This window comes from Verrucomicrobiia bacterium (genome assembly GCA_035577545.1).
GTDB lineage: Bacteria > Verrucomicrobiota > Verrucomicrobiia > Palsa-1439 > Palsa-1439 > Palsa-1439.
This window is the reverse complement of sequence record DATLVI010000009.1, coordinates 119,504-139,695: the sequence shown is the minus strand read 5'-3', so window position 1 is coordinate 139,695 and position 20,192 is coordinate 119,504. Positions and strand designations below refer to the sequence as shown.

The window sequence follows — 20,192 nt, the reverse complement described above, 5'->3', positions numbered from 1 at the left end:
GTGATGGAAGTGGTCTCTTCCGCCGTGACCGCGAGCTTCCCGGTCAGATGATCCGGTGACATGGTCCTGGAAGTCACGACCTTCTCATTCGGCCCGCGCTCGACGGCCACCTCTTCCTGCTGCGTCCTCATGACCAGGTTGCCGTTGACATCCGCGACCTTCTCCAGGCGCGTGGTGTTCGCCGTACCATCGGCGCCCTTGACGGTATTCGCGTCCACGACCCGATCCAGCACGAGTTGGCCGCTGCCGTTACGAGTGTAGACCTTCGTTTCGGCGGTCTCCCCAGAGGGTGACTTGTTGACCGTCTCGTCGGTATGCCGCGACAAACGCTCTTGGCCTTGTCGATCCTTCTCGACCACATCCGTGGAGTTGACCGACTTATCGGGCGAAAGCTCCTTCTTGGTAGCCGTGCTTCGCTGCCATTCAAAATAGCTGCCGTCATTGAGACGGGCCCTTGTAACCGTCTCCGAACGCTGGGTGGTGGAGTCGACTTTCGTTTCGGTGCTTTCTTTGATGAGCGGAACAATGTTCCGGTCGGACGTGGTGATATTGACCTCAGAATGGGTGGTGGAGTTGTCGGTTGATTCGGTGCCGCGGATGATGACCTGTGCGAAGGTTGTGACAGCGACCGTGAAAGCGGCTGAACCAAGGGCGAAGACAAGGGCTCGTGTATTCATAATGGTTTCCTATCTACAGGCAAACTACCTTCATTTTTGGGTATTTCGCAAGTGCCAAAGCTAAAGGAATCCGCTAATAGGCCGCGGCCTTTGACGAAGATCTGGAGTTCATACGAAGCGTCCATCTCCCCCTTTGTTTACCGCTGGCACTGCGGGCAACAATATGTACTGCGTTGCGCCTGCACGATTCGACGAATCGTCGTGCCACAGCGACGACACGGCTGTCCTGCCCGCTCGTACACGGCAAAGCGTTGCATCTCAAAAATACGCGGCCCGTATTTGATCGCCTTCCGCAGTGACGTTACGATGCCTCGTTCCAGCGCGCGCGTTTCCTCCGGTCGTAGCCGGTCTGCATGGCGTCTTGGATTGATGCGCGCCCACCAGAGCGATTCGCTCGCGTAAATATTACCAACACCCGACACCATCCGCTGGTCGAGCAAGGCGACCTTGACCGGGCGTGAGGTCCGGCGTAGCCGGGAGAGATCACAACCGTCCGCAATCGGGTCGGGCCCGAGCGCCGCCACGGCGCGCTGTAGTGCGGAAGGTGTTAACACCTGCATCACTCCGAACCGTCGACCATCTTCAAAATACGCCGTCCCCTTCCCCGTTCGGATCGCCGCACGATACTGCTTCGGTTCTGTGAACTCAAACCAACCTGTCATGCGCAGGTGCACGAGCAAATGCAGTCCGCCGGAGAGATCGAAAATGATGTTCTTGCCGCGCCGCCTGACGCGTAAGATTCTCCGGCCGACAACATCGTGCTGCAGCCTGATCTTTGGATCGCGAATCTCCACTGCCAAAATCTGTGCCCGTTCGAGGCGCGGAGCGAGTTGATTCACCAGGATTTGGACTTCAGGAAGTTCCGGCATTGTCAGTTCATTCTCTTATGGTTCGCTATCGTGGCGGGTGCCCGGGGAGGGATTCGAACCCACACGGTGATTTAACTCACCTTCGGATTTTAAGTCCGATGCGTCTGCCGTTCCGCCACCCGGGCCCAAGACAACGCGGGGCATGATACGTCGCCGTTCGAGGGGAAGCAAATGGGTTTTGACCGCGCCAGGTTTCCAATGCGACAATTGCTGTTGACGCGCCTGCGCACAGGGGAGTCGTCACGACTTCTTCGCGGGCTGTTCGTGCAGTTTTCCGAGCCTGCGAATCTCTGGCCACATCCATGCGGTCAACGCCACCACGATAATCGTCCCGATCCCACCGCTGACGACGGAGGTCACCGGACCGAAGAAACGCGCCACGGTGCCGGATTCGAACTCGCCGAGTTCGTTAGAGGCGCTGATGAACACACTGTTGACCGCTGAAACGCGGCCACGCATCTCATTGGGCGTACGCAACTGCACCAGACTATGCCGCACCACAACGCTGACGTTGTCAGCCGCGCCGCACGCAGCCAGCATCAACAGGGATAACCAAAACGATGAGGAGAGGCCAAAGACGATGGTCACGACGCCGAATGTTGTCACCGCCAGAAGTAGCATCCGACCGGCCTGACGCAGCGGCGGAAGATGCGACAGCGTGACGGCCATGCAGATGGCTCCAACGGCAGGTGCCGCCCGCAGCCAACCCAAGCCGGTTGGCCCCACGCGTAGAATGTCACGGGCATAGATGGGCAATAGCGCGGTCGCACCTCCCAGCAAGACGGCGAAGAGATCCAGCGTGATGGCGGCCAGAATCAGCCTGTTGTTGAGTACGTATCGAAATCCTGCCAACAAGGTCTTGAGCGAAGCGGTTTCCGTTCGCTGTGCCACGGGACGGGCCGTGATCGCCGCCACGCAACAGCAATTCACCAGAGCCATGGCCGCGTCCACGACATACACCCACATAGTGGTCTTTTGCAGGCCAATCATGAACCCGCCCAGTGCCGGTCCCGTGACGCAAGCGATTTGATACCCCGTGCTCCTCCAGGTGACAGCACTACCGAATGTGTCGCCAGGCACCAACTGGGGCAGCAACGCCTGGCTGGCTGGCCAAAAAAAGGCTCGTCCACCCGCCCCGATGATCAACATTGCATACATCCATCCGACCGATCCGCGTTGGTGAGAAACGGTCGCCAGCCCGAGTGAGGCCATGGCCATCACCAGCAGGCCGAACAGCACAATCCGACGGCGATCCAATCGGTCGGCCAATTGTCCTGCGTGCAAGGCCAGAAGCATGATCGGGATGGCCTGTACCAAGCCGACCCATGCGAGGGCCATGGCCGACCCGGTGCGCTCATAGAGTTCCCAACCGACCGCGACCGACTGCATGTTGGCACCGACGTTGACCGCCAGATTCCCGAAGAGGTAGAGACGATATTCGCGCAATCGCAATGGCGCGTAGGGATCGTAAGGCTTCTCCGTGCCCGCCAGAGATGGCTCGGCAGGTGGAGTCTCAATCAATTCTTCGGGATCGGGAACCTCGTCCATGGAGCGAAGCTTTTACCATTTGCTTTGCCCAGCGGCAAACTGTTGAGATGAAATACTACCCGTGGAACCAACGAAGGGTGGCGCTTATGGAGGGGACAATCAGGCCGAACAGTCAGCTTTAATGTTTAACGACGCCACATGGGCTTTCGACAGGAGACGCCTGCCATTCAGACGAGATGATTCACGCGACAAGGCGAGAATCGGTTTTGAGGCGATCTACCGGCGTGCTTGCCTTCGTCCACGAAGGAAAACGCCTAAACCGGTTCCCATGGCTACGAGCACCCATGTACCCGGTTCGGGAACTGAAGTGATACTTCCAGAATACGATGTCTGGCCGCCCGTGGTCGTCAATTGAGTCAGCGTTTTCGCCGGGACAAACTGGAAGGTGACGACGTCTTCTCCAGAACCCGCTGCCGCCAACGCGGCTAAATCGCTGTTTGCACCGCTATATGTGATCGCGGTGAGATTGACCTGACCATTGAGATTAAGAACCCCGGCGACGCTGATGGTCGCGATATTGACCCAGTTGATTGTGCCCGTAAGATCAAGCGTGGCATTGTCCGTGATATGTAGCGTACTCGTACCGGTTACTGGAGCAGATTGCAGCCCACCACTGATCGTAATTGGTCCGATAACGAATGGGCCGCCGGGAGACAGAAAACCGTTGTCACCTACTGAATCCCCAACTCCTCCCTGCACACTAGAGATTGAGAATTGATAACCGTTGGTGCTCGTGAAACCAAACGTGCTATTCGTAGAAAAACTTATGACCGTTCCATCCAAGCCTTGGAAATTTAGCGTAATAGCTCGTGCTTGGAATGGCAGTGAAAGCAGTACCAGAGCGGCCGCAACACAGGAACGTAAACTCACAGTGCGCCCAGAATTCGAAACCATAATTACCCTGCCTCGCTGATCCCTCAACGACTGTTAGGTTTTGTAAGTACACCCTTGGCCGCCCAAGTGTCCATCTACCAATGGGTACTCTTCTCGCTTTTCAATTTGTATCGAAAGCAGCCCATGAGCACAAGCGAAAAATGCGCCTAACTGAAGAATTCTTTCGTTCGGGGGCGGCACTCATGGATCAGGACCGTTGGCCTTACATCAAGAAATGGGACTTACAGCGCGATTCCGGACAAACGACATGAGCTCAGAACCTGGTGCAACTATTTGGGCTTGATGATGATAGATGATTTCGAGGCCATGGTGTAAGATCGTCAGGGGAAATACCCAACGGCACCACCTGTCATTTCATTCCAGACGCAGCCGACAACGCGGTCATGCACGCGGTTGACGTCAAGTCTTTGGCCATTTACACTCCGCCCCACTTCATGAATACCCCAACATCGCATGCGTTTCCCGTGTCTTCTGTGAGAACGGCCCTGTTTTCCCTAATTATGTTGGCTCTTCTGAGCGGTGCCACGTGCATTCTGGCACAGTCGGACGCGCAGCCTGTCAACCCTCTGCCCATGCCGGCGGTGACAGTCACGGCAACCAACGATCTTTCTGAAGAAACTCTGATCGGGCCGAACCAACAGCCCGAGTGGACAACTCGACGGCGGTTCGCGATTACGCGCATCTACGTGCAGCCGCCATGGCAGGCGGAAACTGAATTCGGCTGGGATGCGGTGTACCCGCGCGGCGGCTCACCCCAACACGTGCTACAGCAAGAAATCGAACTCGGTTTGCCATACCGGTTTCAAGTCGACTATGAAATACACGGGGCTAATTTCGAGGAGGGCACGACCGGCGGTGGTCGTTGGCACTACGCCAGCAGCGAATTCGAATTGCGGTGGGCCCTCGCTGATTGGGGCAAAATTCCATTGAATCCCACCCTAAAAGTCGAATGGAAAATTAACGGCGACGGGACCGACGCAGCCGAAGCCAACCTGCTGCTCGGCGATGAGCTGGCGCCCCGGTGGCACTGGGGTTCAGACCTGTTCTATGAGCAGGCAGTCAATGGCGACCGCCGAACTGAAAAGGCTGTCAGTCTGGCAGTCAGCTACTCGGTAATCGACGAGAAGCTCGGTATCGGTATGGAAACGAAATTGGATAGCGAAAATGATGTCGATGATCGCCACGCGCACTTGAATCTGGAACTAGGCCCGAGCGTACAGTGGCGCCTGACGTCGCGCCTGCATCTTGACCTCGAATCGCTCTTCGGCGTCACGGGCTTTGCTCCGCACGTCGAAACATTTGTCTTCATGGGATATGACTTCGGGCCGGGCTCAGAACCCGGTGAAGGAGTCAGGCCTATATCGCTGGAGACCAAGTAACCCGGCAACACCGCCAGTTATCAGGAAAAGCCACAATGAGAATCAACCAGGTACTCGGCGGAGCGATCATCGGGGCGCTATTCCTGTTGCTCGCCATCACGTGCCGCGCCGCGTTTCTGGATGGGACACGTTCCAAGGTTAAGGTGGTTCCTGACAAGGTGACAGCTGACAGGGGTGAGAAGGAATACACCGACACGCTCAGTTTTTCGAAAGGCAAATTCTCCTCGAAGACCTTCCTGGCCCGAGGCTTCAAACCCGCTGACTATCGCGGCGAGTCCGAAGAAAACGAGGCCGAATTCGAAGTCGAGCAGACCAGTGACACCAACGGTGTGGTCACTTGGCAGGGCGAAATTCGCGCCAAGAAAGTCTTGGGGCGGCTGACTTGGAAGAAAAAAGACGGTACCAGTCTTTCGTACGACTTCGACGGGTCGAAGCAGTAGTGCTTCAGCGCCTGCCACCGTGTCGAGCGATACGGAGTTCTCATTGATTCGGGCTGGGGTTCAGCATCTCATCGAGGCGCTCCATCTTCTCCTCTTGCTCCCGATCGTGCGCCTTGCCCTTGCGGATGATCCGACTGGCGACGAGATCCTTGCCAACTTCTGCATAGGTCACGACCACGGCATCCTCGATTTTTAACTCCGACAACACGGCACTCGCATTTGTCAGGATGTCGATCTGACAATCCGGCGTGACCCGGAACGTCTTGGATAATGGCCAATGTTGTACCGTAAGCAACCCGGCCTCGGCATCAATCCGCCCAATGGTGCCTTCAAACTCGGTATTTGACAGCACGATTTTACCTTTCTCTGTCACAGTAGCGGCAGTCGGCGATGGTCTAAGTACAGATGACCGTTCCGCGCACGACAGCGCCATGACCGCGACGCTTATTCCAATGGCCATGTGAACCACGTACTGTTTCATGCGTGTCCTCCGCCATGTTTCCCATTTGTCGTATAGTAAAAACTGTCGCCCCATTCCCCCTCATATGCAAGTGCTGGTTGCGGTTCGATGAATAACAGCGGGTGGCCTCCTTTGATATGCCCCCCGGGCCCGCCAAACAGCACGCCGAAAAGAGTATGCTGGAGTTTAGCCTTGTTCACCCCCTCCCCTCACACCTATTCTCCCGTCGGTTTTCGAACGAAGGAGAGTCGACGATGATTGCCAAAAAATGCTGGCCCCAGTTTGTCGCCATCACTGCGATAAGCGTTTTCTTTATCCATTGTGCCCCTGCCTGCCGCGCTGACAACACCTATCACTTCTTGAAGGAAATCCCCGTCGGCGGTGAAGGCGGATGGGACACCCTCTCGATTGACGAGGCCGCGCATCGCCTCTACGTTTCCCATGCCACCAAGGTGATGGTCATTGACCTCGACAAGGAAGAAGTCGTAGGCGAGATCACCGATACTCCAGGGGTCCATGGTTTCGCACCCGTACCGGAGTTTCAACGCGGCTTTTCCAGCAACGGTCAAGAGTCGAAAGCCAGCATAGTCGATCTGAAAACGCTCAAGACGCTTTCGAAGGTGGACACTGGCGAGAATCCGGATGTGATCTTGTACGATCCAGGACAGCAAGAGGTCTATGCTTTTAATGGACGCGGGCAATCGGCGACGGTCATTGAGGCCAAGACCGGCAAGGTGGTCGCCACGATCGGGCTTCCCGGCAAACCGGAGTTTGCCGCTGCCGATTCAAAGTCGGGACGCGTCTACTGCAATATCGAAGATAAGAACAGCGTAGTCGCAATTGATACCAAGACGCACCAGATTGTGAATACGTGGCCGATAGCGCCGGGCGAAGAAGCCTCGGGTATGGCGATCGACCTGGTGCATCATCGGCTTTTCCTTGGTTGCGGCAACAAACTGATGGTGATGATGGACAGTACCAACGGCAAAGTGGTCGGCACGGTTCCCAGTGGTGACAGGATTGACGGCACTGCATTCGATCCCGGTCCCCAGTTGGCCTTTACTTCCAATGGTGACGGCACTGTCACCATCGCCCATGAAGACTCACCCGATAAGCTAACCGCAGTGCAAATACTGACGACCGAACGGGGAGCGCGGACCATGGCGCTTGATCCAAAAACTCACAGGATTTACCTGCCGTCCGCCAAGTATGAGCCGCAGTCAACGCCTGCCCCTGGCGCAACTCGGCAACGTCCGAAGATAGTCCCGGGCAGTTTCAAAGTCCTGGTGTACGGCATGGACAAAACGGCCGATCATTAGCAGCGAGATTTCGCCGCGCCAATAACTGGGAGACACCTCAACCGCCCTGCCCGAATGGGACGCTCAGTTTCAGGCCTATAAATGCCTGTCCAGTCTGGGGATCGTGTACGGTAACTTCCGATTTGAACTGGGCGCGGCCGAACCTGCCAAACATGGGAAGCGAATACTGGGGTGCAGCGCACCGACCCCCCGGATCGTTCGGCGGTTCATCCCCGAGATCGTAAGTGAATTCGCACCTCTTGGCGGTCTCTTGCGCCGTAAAGGTCATTCGATCGAGTCCGTACTTCGCCGCTTGAAACACTCGTCCGATTGCTGACGGGCTTTCCTGCTCAATGCCATATTCGCGCTCAAACTTTATCCACCGGTCAGCAGGGGTCGTAGCGGTCGGCTTGATAATATCGTTGCCGAAATCACGTCCCTTCGCCTCCGCGGTTGAGATTACATTTGTTTGCATAGCCGGCTGGGGCGCAGTGGGTTGCGACAGACGAGACGGAGTAACGTAATCCACCAACAGAGTATTGTGTGCTGACTGCGCCTGAGCGCAAATGATTGCGCCAGAACACACAACCGACCCCGCTACAGCTCCCCAAAGGACTGCCCGCGATGAACGGTTGACGCTTCGTGGCTTCAACTTCATCCAAATCACCCGTATGTAACTTACACCCATTTTGAAATTTTACAAATGGATGCGACCGGAAATGGAGGATGCGTCTGCCGCACGGGTTGCGGCGCAACAACTTATTCGCTCTTTGATTTACCGGATGCTTTCTCGACCTCGCGCAGTTTCTTGAGGCGGTCCTTGACTTGGCGCTCGGTGTTGACTTTCTTCATCTGTTCGAGCACATCCGCATAGGGTTCCAGAATCCCAATAAGTTCGGGACTGTTGGTGCCAACAAGCTTCTCTTCTACCGCTAAGTCGCGTTTGAAGTATGGCTCAGCCGACATGAACTTGCCTTGGTTGTAGTAGAATTTTGCCAGGAAATCCAGGGACCGGGCAACATCAGCGCCATCCGGCGCTGCTTTTTCACGGATCGCCAGTGCACGCTTGTACATGGCCTCGGCTTCCTTGTATTTCTTCAGCTTTTCCTCGAGGTACGCGATGTTGTGGCAAACGTTGCCCAGCTTTGGATCTTCCGGGCCGTACGATTTTTCCCAGGCGGCAAGGACGCGTTCATGCAGGGTCAGGGCATCTGCGTATTTGTTCTGGCGCTGGTACACCCAAGCCAGTGTCTCGCACGTGTCGATAGTCTCGCTGTTGTCCACGCCCTTCGCCTTTTCGAGAACCGCGATCGCCTTTCGCAGCGCATTCTCTGCGTCGGCATACTTTTCCAGTAACACGTAAAGGGAACCGAGGCTTTCCCAACTGCCGGCAACCTCGAGGGACTCGGCGCCGTTGTTCTTTTCCTGCATTGAAATCACGCGCTGGTAAATCGGGACGGCGTCGGCGTAAGTCTTTTGTGCTTCGTGCATGCGGGCGAGATTCAGGAGCATGTTCGTGAGCTTCTCATCATCCGCGCTCAACTTCTGTTCGGCCATCTTGATCGCCTGCCCTTCGCGCTCGATGGCTTCGGCATACTTGGTCTGTTGAAACAACTCGATGGCCTGGGTGTTGACATCCGCGTAAGTGGATTCCCTGGCAGGATCGGCCAGGGTGACGGTTGTGAAGAACAGCATTGCCAGAGACAGGGTAAGAAATGCCTTCATGCAGTAGCCTCCTACACGGGAAATGTACCAGCCCACCCGCCATGTCGCAACAGTGTTTGGTTCCGGGTCCACGGAACCCCGGCCACAGTAGCTGCGCCATAATTCCATATAGATTTCTTGCTAAACCGACGGTGGATGGCATTGTTACGCCAGAACGCCAAAATGAAGACGACATGAAACGATTTGCACCCCGCGCTCTCGCCTTCGCCATCGGCCTGCTACTGTTGATCGACCGCCCTACCCTGTCGCAATCGACCACAAATGTTTTTCCCAGCGGAGCTTTCGAGAACATCGACACCCGCGGCGTATTGTTGGATTGGAAGCCCATCAGTGGCGATACCGTGCGCCTCGTCGAGGAAGGCAGCAACCATTATTGCGTCCTTACAGCAACAAATGGGCAACGCCCCATAGTGATCGGCACCAAACTACCACTGGACCAATCGTGGAGGAAATTGAAAGTGTCCGCGCGGCTGAGGGCCCGGAACATGCAACCGGGCGAACAAGCCTGGCAGAACGCCCGGATAATGCTGCGGTTTGAGGAAGAGACCGGCAAACCCCTTTCCTTTCCCTCCTGCCCGCAGTTGGGCCTGAACTCGGACTGGGTAACGCTGAGCACCACGTTCGAAGTGCCGGCGGGCGCGACGACGCTTGCCGTCGAGCCCGGAGTTTACGGTCCTGCCGGGGAGTTGAGCGTTGACGATATCACTGTGGTTCCAAATCCACCCATCGAGGCGCTGCCGATTCAAGCGGGTTTTCCGGAGGGAACGTTTGAGCAGCTCGAAGCGGACGGCAGCCCGATAGGCTGGAAGCTACCCAAGCAATCGAACGTGAAGATCATCGAGGAGAACGGCAACCATTTCTTGCGCCTCGTCAATGAGAAATCGGGCAGTACGGCGACCATTGAGGACAATCGCTTCACACTTGATCCGAAGTGGAAAACCCTCAAGGTCAGCGCGCGGCTGCGGAGCAAGGACCTCAGAGCCGGTACAAACGCTGTGGATGGCGCGCGGTTGCAATTCATGTTCGAAGATGCCAACGGCAAAATGCTTGGCGGCTGGCCTCCGGCACCGGGGTTACGGCAGGATTCCGATTGGATCACCAAGACGGTCCGGGCCTCGATTCCGCCGGGCGCGATGTATGTCAAACTTCTGCCTGCGTTGTACAACGCGACGGGGACATTCGACATTGACGACGTGCAAATCGGCGAGGCGCCGGCGTTGGAAGCTTTGCCACTGACAGCCGATTTTCCAGAAGGCACATTTGAAAAGCTTGACGATGCAGGCCGACCGCAGGGCTGGCGATTCAGTGATCCAAAGTTGTGCTCGGTGATCGCGGATGGAAGCAACCACTTCCTGCGTGTCACAAACGGCGCGCTGGGAAAGAGCGTGCAGGCGCAGGGACGTTTCCAACTCGATCCAAAGTGGACGTCGCTCAAAGTTACCGTGCGGATGCGAGCGATAAATTTGCAGCTTTCCACAGCATCGAATGCCGTCTCCGATGCGCGGCTGCAGTTTGTATTTGAGGATGCTCATGGCAAACGGGTTGGCGGCTGGCCGAAAGTCCCGTCTCTGAAGGAAAACTCCGCTTGGATTGTGAAGGATGCCGTCAACGACATTCCCAAGGGGTCGGTTTACATCGTCTTTGCGCCCGCGCTGTACAATGCGACTGGGACCTTGGACGTCGACGACATCATGGTGGAGCCAAAGTTGGCGACGGAGCAACCTGCGCCACCTGCCGCCGTGCCTGCGACCAGCAATCCGACGCAATGAGCCAAGGATACCGACAGGTCGACGTGTTGATGGATGCTAGAGCTACTCGTCCAAATGGAACTCAACGGGAACTTCGACCTGTGAGCTGACGGGAATGCCCGCTACGGTTGCGGGCTTAAAATGCCAGCGTTTAACGGCCCGCATCGCCGCCTGATCGAGCAAGACATGGCCGGAGCCATCTTTCACGCCCAAGGTTTCCACGGTACCCCCGGCATTTACGAGAACACTCAGAATGACGATCCCTTGTTGCCCCATCTTCCGTGCTTCGACTGGGTAGATCGGCGCCGGATTGTTGCCGTAGCGTGGATCGCCCCAGGTCGCGCCACCACCACCGCCACCAGTCCCGCGTACGGTGCCCGTGCCGGGCGCGCCGCCACCGCCAGCCGCGCCTGAACGATGAACGGTGCCGCCAGCGCTCGCATAGAGATTTGTGTTAACAGGACGTGGGTGCGGTGTCTCGGTCGGCGGTGTGGGTGGCGGCAACTCCGCGTTGGGATCTGGCATGATCATTTCGTCCGTGGGGACTACGTCCTGTTGCACCTCGGGAGTCGCTTCAGGAACCGGCTGATCGGGAGGAGGCGGAGGTTCCGGCAGAACGGGAGCAGTGTCGCCGCCGCCGGGCGGCCCTTCGGCCAGTTCAACTTCGACGTTGCCGATGCCGACACCAGTCACAGCTTCTTGAACCACAAGACCGCGACCGAACAAAACCACGGCATGGACGGCAATCGCCAGCGTAAAGCTCAGAATAAGCCGCTTGAACGGTGAATCAAGCATGTCAAAAACTAGGGCCACCTGGTGACGAAGTCAACGGTCTCACTGCTTGCGGATGACCTGTTCCTTTTTCGTCTGGATGGCGACTTTCACAATACCGACCTGACGCGCCTCGTCGAGCACAGTCACCACCTTGCCGAACACAACCTTCTCGTCGCCGTTGATAAACACTTTCGGCTCCGCATAGGTCTCGCGCAGTGATTCCAGGTAAGGTCGAAGCTGGTCGGGTTCAATCTTCTCCTTGTTGTAGAAGATGTCGCCCTGCTCCGTGATGCTGATGACGGCGAAATCCTTCTGCTCTTGCGGTGTGCTGGTCGTCGCTGCTGGCAGATTCACCTGCACACCCTGGTTCTTGATCATGCTGAGGGATACCATCAGGAACGTCGCGAGCAGGAAGAACATGATGTCGATAAGTGGAATGATCTCGATGCGCGCTCGTTTGCGGGAACTCGGTGAAGGAACAATCATTGGATGTCCTTAGTGAGACGACGCTCCCGATGAACTGGGACGACCTACTTGCACGTTCGAACCAGCAGATCCGGGGCCAGCGCCCCCGCTCTGCTCGAGCAACAGTTCAAGTTGGGAGCCGGCGTCCTGGATGACGTTGCGCGCTTCTTCGAGTCGTGCGTTCAAATAGTTGAAGGGAATCAACGCGGTTATGGCGATGGCCAGACCGAAGGCTGTGGCAATCAGCGCCTCCGCGATACCGCCGGTGATCGCCATGGGGCTGCCAAGTTCCTGTGCCCCGAGTAGGCCGAAGGCGCGAATGAGTCCCGTGACGGTGCCGAGCAAGCCGAGCAACGGTGCGAGGGTGATGATGGTGTCGAGAATCGGCAGGCCGCGATTGAAACGTTGCAGTTCCTTATTAGCCGCCTTGAGGTAGGCATTGCTCAACGACTTTTCGCGGTGCGTCAGCGCATAGACGATGATACGAGCAATGAAATCATTGCTACCTTCGCCGGCCCGAATTGCGGCGTTAATATTTCCCTTTTCGACCTGACTGAAAATATTCTCCACAACATCAGGATCGCGGCGGAAACGCTCACGCACACGAAAGAGAAGGCGTTCGATGACTGTTGCCAGGGCAACGATGGAGGTGATCAACAGGGGCCACATAATTGGGCCACCCTTCAAGAATAACCGTATCATGGTCTGTTCATCCGTAATGGTGATTTTTGGGATCGTTTCGCGGAAGCTAGGATCGCGGAGCTCAAAAGGTCTCTCCTCACCTTAAATGCCTGTCGTACCAGAGGCAAGACCAAGGTAGGAGCTAGCTGAAAGAAAGTCTAGCCCTTTCTTCCGGAGCGCCTCTCTGCAAAAAAAGCTTGTCATCCGCCTCGCATTCTCGTAACAAGAACTTGTCTCACCCAACCAATTGTTCGTGGAGGCTAGGAGATATGAAGAGTACCACCTCTCTGCGTGGTTCGGCCGAAATGGGTGTTGCGCGACTGTTGCCGCTGGTTTTGGTCGCAAATCTTGCCGTCGCATCGGCAGCATTTGCCGATGACCAGGCGAAACCGGATGTTACGACACCGCCGGTACAGGTGCAATCGACGGATCCGGCGAGCAATGCGGCGCCTGAAACACCCAAGGACGCAACCGATCAAGTCACGCCACCTGTCCAGGCTCCCCCCGCTGAGACACCGATCGCTCCTCCGACGCCACCAACTCCGGCGCCGCCAGCTACGCCAGCGCAGCCGCAAAAAAGAGCCGTTAAGATGCAACCGGTGATTGTCACGGGCTCACACATTCCGACCGCCGTCGACCAGTCCGTCGCTCCTGTCCTGACCCTCACCAAACAACAGATCGATGAATCAGGCGCTACCACGGTTTCGGACGTCATCCGCCGGCTCCCCCAGAACAGTTCCGGGTCGTTCGCCGAAAACAACGCGGCATCGTTCGCGCCAGGTGGGTCGGGTGTTTCATTGCGTGGCCTCGGCCAGCAATCAACGCTCGTCCTCATCAATGGCCGCCGCGTTGCGCCGTATGCTTTTGGTCAAAACATTAACGGCGTGACTGCTGGATTCGTGGATCTCAACAGTATTCCACTGGAGGCGGTTGACCGCATTGAAGTCTTGAAGGACAGCGGCTCGGCAATCTACGGCTCCGATGCCATTGCCGGCGTCGTGAACATAATCCTCAAGAAGGACTACCAAGGCCTTGAACTCACAGCCCAATACGGCAATACCACTCACCGCGATTCCGGCGAGCAGACGTACTCGATGGTGACCGGTTTGGTTAACGATAAAGCCAACGCCATGTTCTTCCTGGATTATTATGACCGCAACGCCCAGTTCCTCCGCGATCGCGAGAACAGCGCCAATGCCGACCATTCCTCACAAGGCGGGCTCGATTTTCGCAGTTCGGCCAGCCCGCAAGGTCTGGTGTTCGATCCTTTCACGGGCAACGAACTATTCGTCCCCGCGACAGGTGCGACTACGACCAACGACCTCTCCGGCACGGACTTCTCCGGTAACCACTACAACTTTAACAAGGACATCGTGGATTATCCGCAGACGACACGTTACGGCGGCTATACCGTGATCAACTACAATATCACGGACCGCCTGACCGCCTTTGTCGAGGCGGGGTATCGCAAGATCCTCACCGAATTGCAGTCCGCCGCGACACCCGTCTTTGGCGACACAGATGGCTACACGATTGGTCCAAACAATCCATTCAACCCCTACGCGGGCATTACCAATGCTCCGATTGCGTTTCGTTGGCGCGCCACGCAAGCGGGCCCTCGCATTGACGACGTTGACACCGATGTAATTCGTGCAGTACCGGGCCTCAAGCTCGAAATCGGTGAAGACTGGTACGCCGAGACCGCTTTCCTCTTCAGTTCAAGCAAGAGCATCGATGACGGAAAGAATTACCTCTCCGCCACGGCATTGCAGGCCGCGCTAAACGACTCAAACCCCTCGACGGCTTTGAACGTGCTGGGCGGACCAGACTACGTGAACAATCCCGCGACCATCGACGCCCTGAAGGTGCACACCACGCGCGAGGCGGAGACCCAACTTTTGCAATATGACATCAAGGCGAATGGTCGCCTCTGGGATCTACCAGCTGGCCCGATTGGTGTCGCCTTTGGCGGCGAGACGCGCACCGAGTCGATTTCGGACGTCCCCGACACGCTCTCCTCGCAGTTCCTCGTCGTGAGTGAAGGCGGCACCCAACCGTCGCACGGCTCCCGGGATTCGGACGCTCTGTACGGCGAAATCGGCATTCCGTTGTTCACCCGCCAAAATGCCAGAACCGCGCTGGAACAACTCGAAGTACAGGTCGCGGGTCGCTTCGAGTATTACAGTGACTTCGGCACGACGGCCAAACCCAAGGTCGGCATCAAATGGCAACCGGCCAAACCGATTACGTTCAAGGCGTCTTATTCAGGAGGTTTCCGGGCCCCATCCCTCCAGGAACTGTTCGTAGAGAACATCGGATTTCAAGATGGTCTGGTCGATACGCTGCGTTTCAATGGAACGGGTTCTGCCGCTGACGAAGGCGGTACTCAGTACAAGATCATCTCGGGGGGCAACGCGAACCTCAAGCCAGAAAACTCGGATTCCTATTACGCGGGCATGATTTTTGAGCCGCCAGCGATCAAAGGCCTGACGTTGACCCTTGACTACATTCACATCAACGTCAAAGACGTGATCCAAGCCGAGGACCTTCAAAAAATCCTCGATCTACCACTGGCGCAACAGGCTGCTTTCGTTACACGCAATCCGCCCAGCGCGCAGGACATTGCCTTGGGCGTGCCCGGCACGATCGTCAGTATTGACCAACGGTTCATCAACCTGACAAGCCGCCAGGTGGATAGCGTCGATTTGGGCGCTGTGTACGTAGTGGACACGGACGTGGGTGGTTTTACATACGACTTTAATGGCACGTACCTCGCCAGTTGGAGGGAGAAGATTTCGTCGGGTTCCCCCACGACGCAGGAGGCCGGGCAATTCGATTTCCCAAAAATTAAATTCAACACCAGTGTCTTCTGGTCTCCCGTCAAGAAGTTCTCATTTGGCCCGACGCTGAACTATACCGGCAGCTACAGCGACAGCTTCATCGGTAAGGAAGTCACGGAGTTCATCACCGTTGATTTGCAAGCCACCTACCAGGCGCCGTACGATTCCACAATCACGGTGGGTGTCAATAACGTCCTGGACGACAACCCCCCGTTTTCCTCGCAGAATACCGAGGGTTACGACACGGCAATCGCCGATAACCGCGGTCGGTTCGTCTACGCGCGCGTCACCAAGAAGTTTTAGTTACAGACACGCAGCAACGGGCGGCACCGCCGTTTGCAGCGAGTGGGCCTATCTTTGGCCGTCAGCCCGAGGGGAACGGGAAAGAGAATCGCACTTGCAAAGTCGGCCTGAAGGAGTATCGTTTTGTAGGGGAATCAGCCGGCTTACAAGAGGTCTGAGACCATGCGACTCAATCGACGAAGCAAATTTGTGGGCCTTTGCGCAACAATGTGCCTTGTCTCCGCGATAGCGCGCGCTGACGCTCCAACTCCAAAACCCGCCGCAGCGACTGTGGAAACCAACACCACAACCAACGTAGTGCGTTCCAACAAGAACGAACTGCCGAAGGGCAAGGTAATCGTCACCGGTTCGAACATCCCACAAGACGTCAAGAAGATCGGACGCACGACCGACAGCATTTCTCCGGTCCTCGTTATCGACCAACAGGACATTCAGCGCAGTGGCGCGACAACCGTCGGTGATGTCCTAAAGCGACTGCCGTTCGCCACGACAGGGCCAGGACGTTGAGTTGGCGCAACCATAATATCCTTCACAACAAAGCCGGAGAATCTTAACCACGGTAGCTGGCGGAGGATGTCGGTGTCTCCCACAGTTGCACTTCGACAACGGGCAGTCCCTCGGCGCGGGCGTGATTGAAGATGAGCTTGGCGATGTTCTCAGCGGTGGGATTCTCGTCCATCACATAAAACAGCTCGCCACGTTGTTTCAGCAACGGCAGCAGCGGATCGTCCTTGTGCAGCAACATCCGATGATCGAGTGTCTCATCGATCCAATTCTTGACGATCTTCTTGATGTCGGAGAAGTCCTGCACCATCCCGCGTGCGTCTAATTTATCCGAGTCAATGTGCACCTCTACCCGCCCGTTGTGCCCGTGCAGATGTCGGCACTTCCCCTCATAATTGAGCAGTCGGTGCCCGTAACAAAAGTCGATGTGTTTGGTGACCCGGAACATTTCTTACGATCCTGCGATCAGGCGACCGCCGTCCACAAGCAGCGTGTGGCCCGTGATGAAGTCGCTGCCTTCGATTAAGAACAGCACGGAATTCACGATGTCCTTCGGCGACCCGAGCCGTTTGACCACGGTCGCATCGATGACTGCCTGGGTCTCTTCTTCCGTGAAGTCTGGTGGCAGCAGGATAGGCCCCGGGGCGATGGCGTTGACCTGGACTTTAGGCGCAAGCGCTTTGGCCAGGGATTTTGTCAGGCAAATCACTCCCGCTTTGGAAACGCAATACGGCAGGTAATCCGCGTACGGTCGGATGGCGGACCAATCAGCGAAGTTGATGATCTTGCCTTCGATCTTCCGGGCCAGCATGTGCCGGCCGACTTCGAGCCCGAACAGAAAAGGGCCTTTCAGGTTGGCGTCGATATGAAAATCCCAATCCTTTTCGGTCAGCTTATCAAACGGCGTCTTCTTGTAGACGGCGGCACTGGCGACGAGCACGTCAATATTGCGGAAGTGCTTCGCCGCTTTATTGACAGCAGCGCGCACCTCCCGAATTTTGGATTGGTCCGCTCCAACGGCAATGGCGTCAACGCCCAACGCCTTGATTTCTTTGACCGTCCGGAGGGCGTCTGATGACGACGAATTGTAGTGAACGATGATATTCGCGCCGCGCCGCGCCAGGCCGAGGGCGATCTCGCGCCCGACCCGTTTCGCCGCGCCCGTTACCAGTGCGGTTTTGCCTTTGAGCTTCATGGTGCTGTTTAGTTTACCGAAGGCCAGCGAGCAGACGCAAGGCGGGAAACGCCAAAACGCTCAACACTCAACGCTCAACTCTCAACGCTCAAGTTTGGCGTCACGAAGCAGACACGAAGGGGGACGGGGCGGATGAGTAGTCACCTCCGGAAAACGGGGGCCGATGATTGTCAATATGCGGTTGTGCGGGACTGACCCGCTCCACCTAAACGCTCAACGTTCAAATTTGGGTCACGAAGAGGACGAAGGAGACACGATCTAGCCTTCGCTAAAGCTACGGCGGACGAGAGCGCACGAATGAGGCGGGTGGAAGGCGGAGAGAGGTGGATCTGTGCATCTGTCACGAGTTGAACGTTGATCGTTCAGAGATCAGCCCGTAGAAACAATGTGTCCAGAGTAGAGAGTTGACCCCTATGGCCCCTATATGCGGGACTGACCCCTTTTTGGGATTCTTCAGGAAGCGTTGCGAAACTATGCGCGGTTGGTGGATGAAGCGGAGGGAGTCAAAATGTGGGAGCCTGAATAGTATTTTCGGAACCTCTGCTGCCGGGCGTGGGAATATCGAAGCCCATTAAATACAAAGCGGGAGCGGGTTTTTCACCTACGCGCGAACAATATCCCCGCTTGTAGGTAAAGCTGTGGCCCATGCGATCGAGAACTTCTTGTCAACGTGTGTAAGAAGCATTTCAATGAATCTGCCATGGTAAATAGCATACATCGTCCCGGACATGTTTGTGCCTTTTGGGGTCAGGATGTGAAATACAATCCGATCCGGTTCTACCGCAGGACGGAGCCAGGCCTTTCTGTTCCACTGAGGCGGCGTGTGAGTAAAATCGCCGTCCTTATCGACGGACCAAGTATCGATTTTTCCAGACGTCATCAGGTCCTTGACGGTACGCAGTAAGCCGGCAGGATCGGGTGTGACCACTATTACAGACATTAATTTCGTCTCCCAGTCATTGTATTAAAACTTCGGCGCAGACATGTTGAAAATTCTACGGTCCAGCCTTCTCCTTGTCCGCTGCAGGTTTGGACGGTGATTCCGGTTTTAGATTCTCAGGTTCTGAAGGCATGCTCGCGAGCAACGACTTGTCGCTTGCGGCGCCAGATGGTGGCTGCTCAGGCTTAAGGGTGAACGTTTGGAGCAGATTGTCTAGGAAGCGTTGCTTGATCTCTTCGATGGCTCCCTCTTCAACGGGCTGGTTCAGGTAGAGGCCAGCGAACTTAATGAACTGGTCGGACGAATACATGTAAAACAGTGCGCCGCATTCCGAATGAAATTCGGCGATTAGTTCCGGACGGGGACCAATAGTACGGTCACTCTGAATTTGCCACCAATCCTCCTTTGCATCATCGGTAATGAGAATTGCAGGCTTCTTTTCAGCCTTTGAAAGTGCCATTAACTGAGTCCAGGCAATATAGTCCCCGTAGGCGGCTGGGACACCTTTCTCCTTAACGTCGGCGTATCCTGGAGGCAGTTTCGCATCACAGCGGATTTGCGCTGTCTGGTGGATTTGTTCAAGCTCCTTAGGGGTGGGAGCAGGGCCGACCACTTTTACTAGAGTCGTGATTCTGTCAAGGAATGGATCGGATTTGAATAGAGCTTCGTGACGCTTTCTACTGGCAGCAAGGTCGTCGCGAATTCTATTGAACGCCTTCAGGAGCTTGGCCTCCAAAAACGGGTGTTTGTGCCTAGGGACCAATTCTTGATCGTATAGATCCTTGAGGATTTTCTCGGCATTTGCGTAGTTCCTGACCTGCTCCATGATGGCGCGAGCACGGTTGCGATGGTATTCATGCACAAACTGGAATGGCATTCGCACTCTTTCAGACAGCCTTTCAAGTAAGGTGAGGAGCTCTTCGCGCGTGCTTTGGGAGTAGCCATAGATATTTAGTAAGACGTTGGCGTCGGGTACAAAGATGCAGTTCTCCCAAAGCTCTTTGAATTGAGCTTCCGTGGGTCGGTAGTAGCCGGGAAAGAGTTCCTGCATTTTCATTGCAATTTTCGGGTGAGCGTCACTCAAGGGCAAGGCAGAAAGCAATCAAATGTCTCAATGGCACTGCTACAGATCGGGTGTTCGAAAATTCCCATTGGGATATAATGCCACTTTTGAAGGTTCTGGCAAGCCTGCGATTGTGCAGGCTGGGTGCCTAAAGTCCAAGACCGGCATGAAACCATTGTTGTTTGGGGTACGTGCTTGAAACGCAGTTGGTCGGAATGGCAAGCGGTTCGTGCTGGTGTTTAGCACAGCCGAGTAGTCTAGGTCGATCCATCTGCGTTCCGGCGCGGGTCGGGGGAAAGGAGTCAAGAGGGAAACTGGGGCGGGACTCTGCCCCTGTGTCCCTTTCGTCGCGGTACGCTAACAGAAAGTGAACTGACGGTTTTTCAAGA

19 protein-coding genes and 1 tRNA gene are annotated in these 20,192 nt (G+C 56.1%); 6 read left to right on the top strand and 14 right to left on the bottom strand.

From position 1 onward, the window contains the following. The 5 genes from VNL17_03035 to VNL17_03015 all read right to left on the bottom strand — a co-directional run. The coding region (locus VNL17_03035) for a hypothetical protein (GenBank protein HXI83046.1) at positions 1–677 on the bottom strand (677 nt) is incomplete at its 3' end. A 137-nt stretch (positions 678–814) separates the two neighbouring features. Beyond that, positions 815–1,546 (bottom strand): DNA-formamidopyrimidine glycosylase family protein, encoded by a 732-nt coding sequence (locus VNL17_03030; GenBank protein ID HXI83045.1) that lies wholly within the window; start codon positions 1,544–1,546, stop codon positions 815–817. 38 nt (positions 1,547–1,584) lie between these two features. Then, positions 1,585–1,671, bottom strand: a tRNA-Leu gene (locus VNL17_03025). A 115-nt stretch (positions 1,672–1,786) separates the two neighbouring features. Continuing rightward, on the bottom strand, positions 1,787–3,094 hold the full coding sequence (locus VNL17_03020; protein ID HXI83044.1) for an MFS transporter: 1,308 nt from the start codon (positions 3,092–3,094) through the stop codon (positions 1,787–1,789). A gap of 216 nt (positions 3,095–3,310) precedes the next feature. After that, positions 3,311–3,964, bottom strand: coding sequence for a PEP-CTERM sorting domain-containing protein (locus VNL17_03015; protein ID HXI83043.1), 654 nt, complete (start codon positions 3,962–3,964; stop codon positions 3,311–3,313). Positions 3,965–4,488: 524 nt separating this feature from the next. Between VNL17_03015 and VNL17_03010 the strand changes: the two genes are divergently transcribed. Further along, positions 4,489–5,367 (top strand): hypothetical protein, encoded by an 879-nt coding sequence (locus VNL17_03010; protein ID HXI83042.1) that lies wholly within the window; start codon positions 4,489–4,491, stop codon positions 5,365–5,367. Between the two features lie 35 nt (positions 5,368–5,402). Beyond that, complete coding sequence (locus tag VNL17_03005) at positions 5,403–5,807, top strand: hypothetical protein (GenBank protein ID HXI83041.1); 405 nt, start codon at positions 5,403–5,405, stop codon at positions 5,805–5,807. A 40-nt stretch (positions 5,808–5,847) separates the two neighbouring features. Here the strand turns inward: VNL17_03005 and VNL17_03000 are convergent, their stop codons facing one another. Beyond that, the gene (locus VNL17_03000) at positions 5,848–6,288 is read right to left on the bottom strand and encodes a hypothetical protein (GenBank protein HXI83040.1); all 441 of its coding nucleotides are present in this window, start codon (positions 6,286–6,288) and stop codon (positions 5,848–5,850) included. Positions 6,289–6,521: 233 nt separating this feature from the next. On the opposite strand from VNL17_03000, the gene VNL17_02995 reads away from it, so the two are divergent. Next, positions 6,522–7,586, top strand: a complete 1,065-nt coding sequence (locus VNL17_02995) for a YncE family protein (protein HXI83039.1) — start codon at positions 6,522–6,524, stop codon at positions 7,584–7,586. Between the two features lie 37 nt (positions 7,587–7,623). Here the strand turns inward: VNL17_02995 and VNL17_02990 are convergent, their stop codons facing one another. Then, the gene (locus VNL17_02990) at positions 7,624–8,040 is read right to left on the bottom strand and encodes a hypothetical protein (GenBank protein HXI83038.1); all 417 of its coding nucleotides are present in this window, start codon (positions 8,038–8,040) and stop codon (positions 7,624–7,626) included. A gap of 284 nt (positions 8,041–8,324) precedes the next feature. Then, positions 8,325–9,290, bottom strand: coding sequence for a tetratricopeptide repeat protein (locus VNL17_02985; GenBank protein ID HXI83037.1), 966 nt, complete (start codon positions 9,288–9,290; stop codon positions 8,325–8,327). 173 nt (positions 9,291–9,463) lie between these two features. Between VNL17_02985 and VNL17_02980 the strand changes: the two genes are divergently transcribed. Further along, positions 9,464–11,059 (top strand): hypothetical protein, encoded by a 1,596-nt coding sequence (locus VNL17_02980; protein ID HXI83036.1) that lies wholly within the window; start codon positions 9,464–9,466, stop codon positions 11,057–11,059. Between the two features lie 42 nt (positions 11,060–11,101). Here the strand turns inward: VNL17_02980 and VNL17_02975 are convergent, their stop codons facing one another. From VNL17_02975 to VNL17_02965, 3 genes are read right to left on the bottom strand one after another with little or no spacing between them, the layout of a single operon-like run. After that, positions 11,102–11,833 carry an energy transducer TonB gene (locus VNL17_02975; GenBank protein HXI83035.1) on the bottom strand — a complete coding sequence of 244 codons (732 nt, stop codon included), beginning with the start codon at positions 11,831–11,833 and terminating at the stop codon, positions 11,102–11,104. A 39-nt stretch (positions 11,834–11,872) separates the two neighbouring features. Next, on the bottom strand, positions 11,873–12,298 hold the full coding sequence (locus tag VNL17_02970; GenBank protein ID HXI83034.1) for a biopolymer transporter ExbD: 426 nt from the start codon (positions 12,296–12,298) through the stop codon (positions 11,873–11,875). Positions 12,299–12,307: 9 nt separating this feature from the next. Continuing rightward, a complete protein-coding gene (locus VNL17_02965) occupies positions 12,308–12,979 on the bottom strand; it encodes a MotA/TolQ/ExbB proton channel family protein (GenBank protein HXI83033.1) in 672 nt (223 codons plus the stop codon). Between the two features lie 248 nt (positions 12,980–13,227). Between VNL17_02965 and VNL17_02960 the strand changes: the two genes are divergently transcribed. Both VNL17_02960 and VNL17_02955 read left to right on the top strand, forming a co-directional pair. After that, the gene (locus VNL17_02960; protein ID HXI83032.1) at positions 13,228–16,101 is read left to right on the top strand and encodes a TonB-dependent receptor; all 2,874 of its coding nucleotides are present in this window, start codon (positions 13,228–13,230) and stop codon (positions 16,099–16,101) included. 162 nt (positions 16,102–16,263) lie between these two features. Next, positions 16,264–16,608, top strand: a complete 345-nt coding sequence (locus VNL17_02955) for a hypothetical protein (GenBank protein HXI83031.1) — start codon at positions 16,264–16,266, stop codon at positions 16,606–16,608. 43 nt (positions 16,609–16,651) lie between these two features. Here VNL17_02955 and queD read toward each other — a convergent pair whose 3' ends face one another. The 3 genes from queD to VNL17_02940 form a co-directional block, all read right to left on the bottom strand. Next, the gene (gene queD, locus VNL17_02950) at positions 16,652–17,053 is read right to left on the bottom strand and encodes a 6-carboxytetrahydropterin synthase QueD (protein ID HXI83030.1); all 402 of its coding nucleotides are present in this window, start codon (positions 17,051–17,053) and stop codon (positions 16,652–16,654) included. Positions 17,054–17,056: 3 nt separating this feature from the next. Further along, entirely contained in the window at positions 17,057–17,800 is a 744-nt protein-coding gene (locus tag VNL17_02945) for an SDR family oxidoreductase (protein ID HXI83029.1), read from the bottom strand. A gap of 995 nt (positions 17,801–18,795) precedes the next feature. Then, positions 18,796–19,797 (bottom strand): PIN domain-containing protein, encoded by a 1,002-nt coding sequence (locus tag VNL17_02940; GenBank protein HXI83028.1) that lies wholly within the window; start codon positions 19,795–19,797, stop codon positions 18,796–18,798. Positions 19,798–20,192 lie beyond the last annotated feature (395 nt).